The 8,383-nt window shown below is 70.3% G+C and carries 6 protein-coding genes; 2 read left to right on the top strand and 4 right to left on the bottom strand.

The genetic code is table 11. The features are described from left to right. Window positions 1-349: 349 nt before the first annotated feature. From ACGF3H_RS24860 to hemA, 3 genes are all read right to left on the bottom strand, one after another. A complete protein-coding gene (locus ACGF3H_RS24860) occupies window positions 350-1,417 on the bottom strand; it encodes an arylcarboxylate reductase (RefSeq protein ID WP_362488463.1) in 1,068 nt (355 codons plus the stop codon). Then, window positions 1,414-1,980, bottom strand: coding sequence for a hypothetical protein (locus ACGF3H_RS24855; protein ID WP_362488465.1), 567 nt, complete (start codon window positions 1,978-1,980; stop codon window positions 1,414-1,416). Before ACGF3H_RS24855 ends, ACGF3H_RS24860 begins: the two co-directional genes overlap by 4 nt. Before the next feature lie 663 nt (window positions 1,981-2,643). Next, window positions 2,644-3,870, bottom strand: a complete 1,227-nt coding sequence (gene hemA, locus ACGF3H_RS24850; protein ID WP_362488467.1) for a 5-aminolevulinate synthase — start codon at window positions 3,868-3,870, stop codon at window positions 2,644-2,646. A 366-nt stretch (window positions 3,871-4,236) separates the two neighbouring features. Here hemA and ACGF3H_RS24845 point away from each other — a divergent pair, with 366 nt between their 5' ends. Then, the gene (locus ACGF3H_RS24845) at window positions 4,237-5,802 is read left to right on the top strand and encodes a fatty acid--CoA ligase family protein (RefSeq protein WP_362488469.1); all 1,566 of its coding nucleotides are present in this window, start codon (window positions 4,237-4,239) and stop codon (window positions 5,800-5,802) included. Further along, entirely contained in the window at window positions 5,799-7,352 is a 1,554-nt protein-coding gene (locus ACGF3H_RS24840; protein ID WP_362488471.1) for a long-chain fatty acid--CoA ligase, read from the top strand. Before ACGF3H_RS24845 ends, ACGF3H_RS24840 begins: the two co-directional genes overlap by 4 nt. 79 nt (window positions 7,353-7,431) lie before the next feature. Here the strand turns inward: ACGF3H_RS24840 and ACGF3H_RS24835 are convergent, their stop codons facing one another. Further along, window positions 7,432-8,217: an alpha/beta fold hydrolase gene (locus tag ACGF3H_RS24835; RefSeq protein WP_362488473.1), complete on the bottom strand. Its 786-nt coding sequence runs from the start codon at window positions 8,215-8,217 to the stop codon at window positions 7,432-7,434. Between the last annotated feature and the right edge of the window lie 166 nt (window positions 8,218-8,383).

Below are 8,383 nucleotides of genomic sequence, written 5' to 3'. Positions count from 1 at the left end.
GAGCTTGTCTCCCTGGACCAGGACGTGGGGTGCCGGGCGCGACGGGGTGTCGCTCCCGGCTCCGGCGGCTGACGGTGGTCGGATTGCGGTCGGGGGCGCCGTGCGCCGTCCGGCATCGTCCGGCGGGCGTGGATCGGCGTCCGGTTGGCTTGTGCGCGGGACGTGGGGGCCGGGGCGCGGGTGACGGACGCTGTGTCCCGGTGGGCGAAGTCCCGGTGACCGGCCGGGCGGGCCGGGGCGTGCGGCGGCGGGGTCCGGGCGGGCGCTACTGGCGTTGGCCGGTGTCCGCCCGGGTCCGCCCGGTGCGTGGCCGGGCGGGCGCGGCGGGGCCGCGCGGCCCCGCCGTGGGTCAGTAGATTCCCTCGGGTGCCGAGCGCACGACCTGGAGGGGCTTGACGTTGGCGACACCGTCGCACGGCCAGGCGTCGCCCGTGTCGTACCGGACGGCGAGGTCGCGCTCCAGGATGTTCGGCAGGAAGAGGTCGTCGTGGAGGACGGTCAGGCGGACCTGGCCCTGTTCGCCGTAGGGGACGACCTTCGACCAGTCGTCCTTGTCGACGACCGCCATCGTCACCTGCGGGTAGTTCGGCAGGTAGGGCATCAGCGTGCCCTCGTTCTCCACGGGGAGGGCGACGGTATTGCCGAAGGTGTTGGCGTAGGTGACGACGACGAGTCCGCCGCCGAGCGCGTCGTGGAAGGAGCGGCGCATCGCCGGAGTGGCGTGGGTGCCGCTGAGCCGTACGCCGCTCAGCCGGGCCACCAGCTCGGGCCGGGCCTTGATGAAGGCCTGGAGCAGGGCCGGGGTGGTGACGAGGTAGTCCACGGGCTGGCTCTCCAGCACGGCGGCCATCTGCTCGACGACGTGGGTGGTGTACTCCTGGGCTTCCTTGAGCCTGCCGCCGCGCAGCAGCCGCTTGACCCAGCGGGGGTCGAAGTCGATGCCGTACACGCGGCCGTCGTAGAGCTCGGCCAGGTCCACGGCTCCCTGGCCGATGAGGTGGGGACCGGTGGGGGTGGCCTGGAGCCAGGCGCGGCCGGGGGCGAACCCCTCGCGTTCGATGACCCAGCGGCGCCAGGCGGCGCGCTGCACGAGCATCGGCTCGGTGTAGAAGACGCGGCAGGGGCTGCCCGTGGTGCCGCCGGAGTCCCAGACACGTCCGCGCAGGGGGCGGGGGACGGCCTGCGGCACGAGGTCGGCCGGGTCGAGCGTGCGCAGTTCACCGAGCGGCATCGGCCCGAAGGCGGCGAGGTCGTCGTACCGGGTGATGTCCGCGGGGTCGACGGCGAGTTCGGCGGCGCGCTTGAGCCAGTACGGGCTGCCCGTGTCGGGGTCGAAGTGGCGGCGGACGACACGGCGGGTCCAGGCGTCGATGTCCTGGTCCAGCCACTCGTCGACGAGTGCCGTCATGTCCGTCATCGGGTGCTCCCCACGGTCGCGTCGTCCACGGGGGGCAGCTCGATGCCGAAGTCGTAGACCGCGGTCATCGCCTCGAAGACGTGGTCCGGCGACTCCACGTGGACCACGGGGAAGCCGGCGTTCTGGAAGGTGCCGAAGGCAGCGGGGCCGAGGACCAGGCCGAGCTCGGTGCCGGCGTCCTCGAGGCCGCCGATCATGTGCGGCACGCTCACCGGGTCGGTGGGGTTGCGGCGGAACAGGTCGCGGATCTCCTCGCCCGTGGTGAGCGCCTTGCGCTCCATGCACGAGTGGACGGGGACGCGTGGGTCGCGGAAGGTCATCGACTCCAGCGTGGGTTCGATGAACTCCGTGACGTGCCGTTGCAGGGGTGAGTGGAAGGCGGCGCCGTGGTCGTCGGAGACGTGCAGGGCGCCGGGCGGCAGGGTCGTGCCGAAGTTCTCGAGTGCGGCCCGGTAGCCGCCCAGCAGCACCATGCGTTCGTTGCCGGTGCCCACGCGGCCGAGATCGGCGGAGAGGTGGACGTCGGGAACGTCCGCCACGAAGGCGGCGGGTTCGGTTTCCACCGGGACACGGAGCATGGCGACGGCTTGCCGTCGGGAATCCGATGCCGGAGGCGGCGGCACTTCCCGGAAACGCATCAGCAGGGTGAACAGTTCGCGACGTTCCACCGCTCCGGCGAGGCTTGCGGCGACGAGTGCACCGAAACTGAGCCCGCATACCGAAGTGGGTGTTATTGCGTATTCTTCGGCGAGTACGTCGGCAATTGCGAGAATGGCAGCCGCTTGTCTGACGGCGCCGACTCCTTGGCGATGCTCCTGTCCCGGTTCTCTCTGTTCATGAAAAATTCGCTGAACATCGAGGCCGGTCCAGTCCGCTATCTGCGCATAGGTCCGCTGCACGCTCGGAAAGAGCTCGTACAGTTCGGTGCCTGCCCCTGGCCGGTCATTCATGCCACCATCGAGGACATACGCAAGCGTCACCAAGAACCCCCGTTCCCATCCTTCCCGGTCAGGGAAGGCAATACCGCTGAAGCGGCTCATTGCGGCACAGCTCGCGTGTGGGAGCCTCCGCGGCCTTGCAAGTTACATCTACCCGCGAGTCGTTAAGCCGTTCGATAATCTCATCCAACCCCCGTCGGCGATCTCGTGTCAAGCAACGACAGCTCGACGTGACTTTCCTGACAGCCGGTCATGTGCGAGTCGTCGACGGGGGGTTGGGTGTGCGTGTCAGCCGCGGTCAGGGGCGGCCGGCAGACGGTCCGCGCCCAGGTCCGCCCACACCTGGTCCAGGGCGTCGACGAAGCCGCGGACCTCGTCGGCCGTGTGCACGGCCCCGGGGGCGACCCGCAGGATCTCCTCGCCGACCCGCACGCTGGGCGCGTTGATGGCCTGTACGTAGATCCCGTGCCGGTCCAGCAGGAGCGCGGACATCTGCTTGCACAGGGCCTCGTCCCGCACCAGCACGGACACGATGTGCGTCTGGTCCGAGATGAAGGGGATGCGGCGTTCGTCCAGCAGGCGGTGCATCAACTGTGCGTTCGACCACAGCAGTTCCCGCTCGGCGTCGGAGGACCGCAGGTGACGCACGGCGGCCAGGGCGCCGGCGGCCACGGCGGGCGGCAGCGCGGTGGTGAAGATGAAGGAGCGGGAGAACATGCGGACCGCCTCGATCACTTCGGCGGGGCCGGCGATGTAGCCTCCGGTGGTGCCGAAGCCCTTGGCCAGCGTGCCCATGACGACGGTGAAGTCGTCGGCGATGCCCTCCCGCGCGGCGATGCCGGCCCCCTGCGGGCCGTACATGCCCACGGCGTGCACCTCGTCGATGTACGTCATCGCCCCGTAGCGCTTGGCGATGTCGGCGATTTCCGCCAGCGGGGCGATGTCGCCGTTCATCGAGTACACGGACTCGGCGACGATCAGCTTGGGCACGTCCGGGTCGGCCGCCGCGATCAGCTCTTCCAGGTGAGCGGTGTCGTTGTGGCGGAAGATCTGCTTCTGGGCGCGGCTGTGGCGCAGTCCGTCGATGACGGAGGCGTGGTTGAGCGCGTCGGAGAACACGACGCAGCCCTCTATGCGGCCGGCGATGACGGACAGCGCGCCGTCGTTGGCGGTGTAGCCGGAGGTGAACAGCAGGGCGTCGTCCTTGCCGTGGAGCGCGGCGAGCTCCTCCTCCAGCAGCACGTGGTAGTGGTTGGTGCCGCCGATGTTGCGCGAACCTCCCGCGCCGGCGCCGTACGTGTCGACCGCCTCCTTCATGGCCTGAAGCACCGCGGGGTGCTGGCCCATGCCGAGGTAGTCGTTGCTGCACCAGACGTTGATGCTGTCGGCATCGCCGCTGCTGCGGACACTGGCCGCGGGGAACCTCCCGGCGAGCCGTCCGATCTCCAGGAACTCTCTCTTTCCCCCGTCAGCGCCCTCGATCAGGCGTGAAAAGAGGTCCAGGTATTGGGTCACGTCTACTCGCTTCGTTTTCGGGGCCGTCCGAGGCCACGTGCAACTACAGGCGACTGCGCGTGGAGCTGGCTGATTCCTCGCGCCTACGGCGTTTTCTCGCCCCCGGCACGGGACGCATCATCGGCGGAATCGTGCGGGGTAATTGCGGCTGACCGTCCTACATTCGAGGAGGTGCGCGAGAGTAGCCCTTGTATATCATCAGTCCAAGGTCGGCGTCCAACCCACCCATGACAGCGACGAGGCGAAACACATCCCCCAACAACCGGACAAGTCGGCAAAGCTGACGGTAACTCAGGACCCGTTGCCATACCCCCGCGAGCATGCAAAGCTGCACCGACCAAGACGGGTTGACGGAGTGGAGTTTCGGTGTCCTCGAACGAGAATTACGCCCGCCGCGTACTTGAGGCGCTGGCGTCGGATCCCGACCGGATCGCCCTGTGGCGGGAAGGCGAGGAGATGACCGCGGGCCAATTCACCCGGGCGGTTCTCGGGGCGGCGGAACTGCTGCGCAGGAACTTCTCCGAGGACCCGGGCCCGAATGCGAGCGGTGCGGCTCCGGTCGTGGCGGTGCTCACTGTCACCAATACCCCGGCGACCATCGTCCTGCGCTACGCGGCCAACCTGGCCGGGGCCACCGTGGTGCACCTGCACTCCACGAACGCCGTGGACCCCTCCGACCAGCTCGCCGCCGCGGCCCGCCTGGAGATCCTCGGCAGGAGTGGGGCGACGTACCTCGCGGTGGACAAGGAGAACCTCGACGCGGCCCGTGAGCTGGCCGGCCGGCTCTCCGCGCCGCCACGGCTCGCCGCGCTCGGCGCCCTCGGGCCCGATGTCCTGGACCTGTCCTCGGGCGACCCGGACGCCTTCGACCTGGAAGCCGTCGAGGCCGACCCCGAACAGCCGGCGGTGGTGCTCTTCACCAGCGGCACCAGCGGCAGGCCCAAGGGCGTCACCCTGCCGTACCGCGTGCGCAGCCTGTATCTCATGGCGGGCCTTCAGTCTCCCGAGCCCGTCGTGTACCTGTCGACCCTGCCGGTGAGCCACTCCAACGGCTCCGGCGTCGACCTCGCCCTCGCCTCCGGCGGAACGGTCGTCCTGCACGACGGATTCGAGCCGGGTGCGGTGCTGCGCGCGGTGGAGCAGCACCGCGTCTCGGCGCTGACGCTCACCCCGCCGCAGCTGTACATGCTGGTCGACCACCCCGGCACGGCCACCACGGACCGGTCGAGCATCAGGATCATCACCTACGGCGGTTGCGCCGCCTCCCCGGAACGACTGGCGGAGGCGGTCGAGGTGTTCGGTCCGGTGCTCCTCCAGTTCTACGGGACCACGGAGACCAGCGGCATCAGCGTGCTGCTCCCGCCGGACCACTTCGACCCCGAACTGCGCCGGACCGTCGGGAAGCTGACCGCCGAGGTCCGTATCCTCGACCCGGACGACCACCGCGACCTCCCGCCCGGCGAGATCGGCGAGGTGTGCGTGCGCACCCCGTTCAACATGCTCGGGTACTGGGGCGAGCCGGAGCTCACCGCGGCGGCCGTCCGCGACGGCTGGGTGCACACCGGCGACCTCGGCTCCGTCGACCAGGGCGGCATTCTGCGCCTGCACGGCCGGCTGGGCGAGGTGATGAAGACCAACGGCATCAAGGTCCAGCCCACGGACGTCGAGAACGCGCTGCTGTCCCATCCGCAGGTCGTCCAGGCCGCGGTGTACTGCGTGGTCGACGACGACCGCGTGGAGCACATCCACGCCGCCGTCGTGCTGCGGCAGGGCGGCACCGCCGACTCCGCCGCCCTGGTCGGCCACGTCGCCGCCGAACTGTCCCCGAAGCACGTTCCCGCCGTGGTCACCTTCCACGACACCCTGCCCCTGACCGGCGCGGGCAAGCCGGACAAGCAGGCGCTGGCGGCCCGGCACACCGGTGCGGCATGACGCTCTCGGCCGCTTCCGTCCTCGCCGAGTCCGCCGAGCGGCGCCCCGGCCACCCCGCGCTCGTCTTCGGCTCCGAGCGGATCACCTACGCCGAACTGTGGCAGGCCACGCGGCGGTACGCCGCGGTGCTGCGGGAGCACGGGGTACGGCCGGGCGACCGGATCGCCCTGCTGCTGCCGAACACGCCGCACTTCCCCATGGTGTACTACGGCGTGCTGGCGCTCGGTGCCGTGGTGGTGCCGGTGCACGGCCTGCTGCGCGCCGACGAGATCGTCCACGTACTGCGCGACTCCGAGGCGAAGGCCCTGGTGTGCGCGGGCCCGATGCTGACCGAGGGCGCCAAGGCGGCGGAGGTGACCGGGGTCGCGTTCCTCACCGTCATGGCGGAGGACGGCCCCGACGGCGCCGACGGTCCGGCGCGCCTGGACGTCCTCGCGGAGCGGGCCGAGCCCCTGGACCGCCCGGTGCCGCGGGCGCCCGAGGACCTGGCCCTGGTCCTGTACACGTCGGGCACCACCGGTAGGCCCAAGGGCGCGATGATCACCCATCTCAACCTGGTGATGAACGTCAGCACCACGATGCGCTCGCCGTTCGACCTGACCCCGGACGACGTGCTGCTGGGCTGTCTGCCGCTGTTCCACACCTTCGGCCAGACCTGCGGCATGAGCGCCTGCTTCCTGGCGGGCGGCACCCTGGTCCTGATGAGCCGCTTCGACGGTCCCGCCGCGCTCGACCTGATGGTCACCGAGGGCTGCACGGTGTTCATGGGGGTGCCGACCATGTACCTGGCCCTCCTCGACGCCGCCGCCGAGGACGCCCGCCGCCCCGCCCTCGACCGTGCCTTCTCCGGCGGTTCGGCGTTGCCGGTCAAGGTCCTGGAGGACTTCCAGGAGGTGTACGGCTGCCCCATCTACGAGGGGTACGGCCTCACCGAGACGTCACCGGTCGTGGCGTACAACCAGAAGGCGTGGCCGCGCAGGCCCGGCACGGTGGGCCGCACCATATGGGGCGTCGAGGCGGAGATCGCCGCCGCCGGCGTCGAGGACCGCGTCGAGTTGCTGCCGCCCGGCGAGGTGGGCGAGATCGTCGTGCGCGGCCACAACGTGATGGCCGGCTACCTCAACCGGCCGGAGGCCACCGCGGCCGTGCTGGTCGACGGCTGGTTCCGCACGGGTGACCTGGGGACCAAGGACGCCGACGGCTACCTGACCCTCGTCGATCGCAAGAAGGACATGGTGCTGCGCGGCGGCTACAACGTCTATCCCCGCGAGGTGGAGGACGTGCTGATGCGCCACCCGGCCATCGCCCAGGTCGCCGTCATCGGGGTCCCCGACGACAAGTACGGCGAGGAGGTGTGCGCCGTGGTGCGGGCACGGCCGGGTCAGGACCCCGGTCCGGTGCTCGCCGCGGACATCGTGTCCTGGAGCAGGGAACGGGTCGCCGCGCACAAGTACCCTCGGCTGGTCGAGTTCGTGACGGACTTCCCCCTGGGACCCAGCGGAAAGGTACTGAAGCGGGAACTCACCGCCCGCTACGCCGACCGGAGCTGACGTCCCGTCCGGCCTCCGGCCTCACGTGCACGCGCCGTCGAGGACGGCGCGTGCACGTTCTGTCCGTGACCGGAAGGGATCAGCCCTCGGGGTGGCTGCGGGGTCCCTGCCGGAAGCGGGTCAGATCCTCACGCAGGGCGGCGATCACCTGTTCGCTCCGCTCGGCGAGGTAGAAGTGGCCGCCGGTGAAGGTCCGGATCCGGAAGTCGGCACGTGTGTGCTCGGCCCACCCCTTGGCCTCGTCCTCGCGCACCTGCGGGTCGGCGTCACCGGTGTACACGTACAGCGGGCAGTTCAGCTCGGGTCCCGGACGGTACGCGTAGCGCTCCACCGCCGTGTAGTCGGCGCGGAGGGCCGGCATGATCATCTGCACCACGTCCTCGTCGTCCAGCAGCGCCGACGCGGTCCCCTCGAGCTTGCGTATCTGCGCGAGCAGCCCCGCGTCGTCCATCAGGTGCACCTTGTCCTCGCGCACGCTGGTGGGTGACCGGCGCCCGGAGACGACCAGCCCCAGCAACCGCCCCGGGGACTCCGCCTCCAGACGCCGCGCGGTCTCGAAGGCGAGCGTGCCGCCCATGCTGTGCCCGAAGAACACCAGCGGCCGGTCGGCGTAGTCGCGCAGCGCGTCGGTGATTCCGTCCACGAGGGCGTCGACACTGGTCAGGGCGGGCTCGTTACGCCGGTCCTGGCGTCCGGGGTACTGGAGGGCGAGCACCTCGGCACGGGGCGCGAGGCGAGCCGACACCGGCAGGAAGTAGCTGGCCGATCCCCCCGCGTGCGGGAAGCAGACCACCGTGACGTCGCTGTCCTGCGAAGGGTGGAACCGCCTGATCCAGCGTTGCCTCAGCTCGTGCGAGTCAGCCATGTACTCCGTCCGTTCTGTTCGTCCTGCGAACGCGTTCCGGTGAGGACGCCTTCGAGGACCCACCCTTCCCGACCGGAGTCCGCCACTCAAGGTTTACGCTGTGGGAGGAACCGGGACGCCCCGTTGATCTGCGCTTTTCCGGTTCTCACGCTCCACCTCCGCGCTG

The organism is Streptomyces sp. NPDC048185, from assembly GCF_043202495.1.
Lineage (GTDB): Bacteria > Actinomycetota > Actinomycetes > Streptomycetales > Streptomycetaceae > Streptomyces.
Note: the sequence above shows the minus strand (reverse complement) of the source record. Positions and strands in the feature narration are given on the sequence as shown.

What these genes read in the sequence shown, in the direction of transcription:
- ACGF3H_RS24860 (WP_362488463.1), bottom strand. Translation starts at nt 1,417, where the DNA reads ATGACGGACATGACGGCACTCGTCGACGAGTGGCTGGACCAGGACATC.
- ACGF3H_RS24840 (WP_362488471.1), top strand. Translation starts at nt 5,799, where the DNA reads ATGACGCTCTCGGCCGCTTCCGTCCTCGCCGAGTCCGCCGAGCGGCGC.
- ACGF3H_RS24835 (WP_362488473.1), bottom strand. Translation starts at nt 8,217, where the DNA reads ATGGCTGACTCGCACGAGCTGAGGCAACGCTGGATCAGGCGGTTCCAC.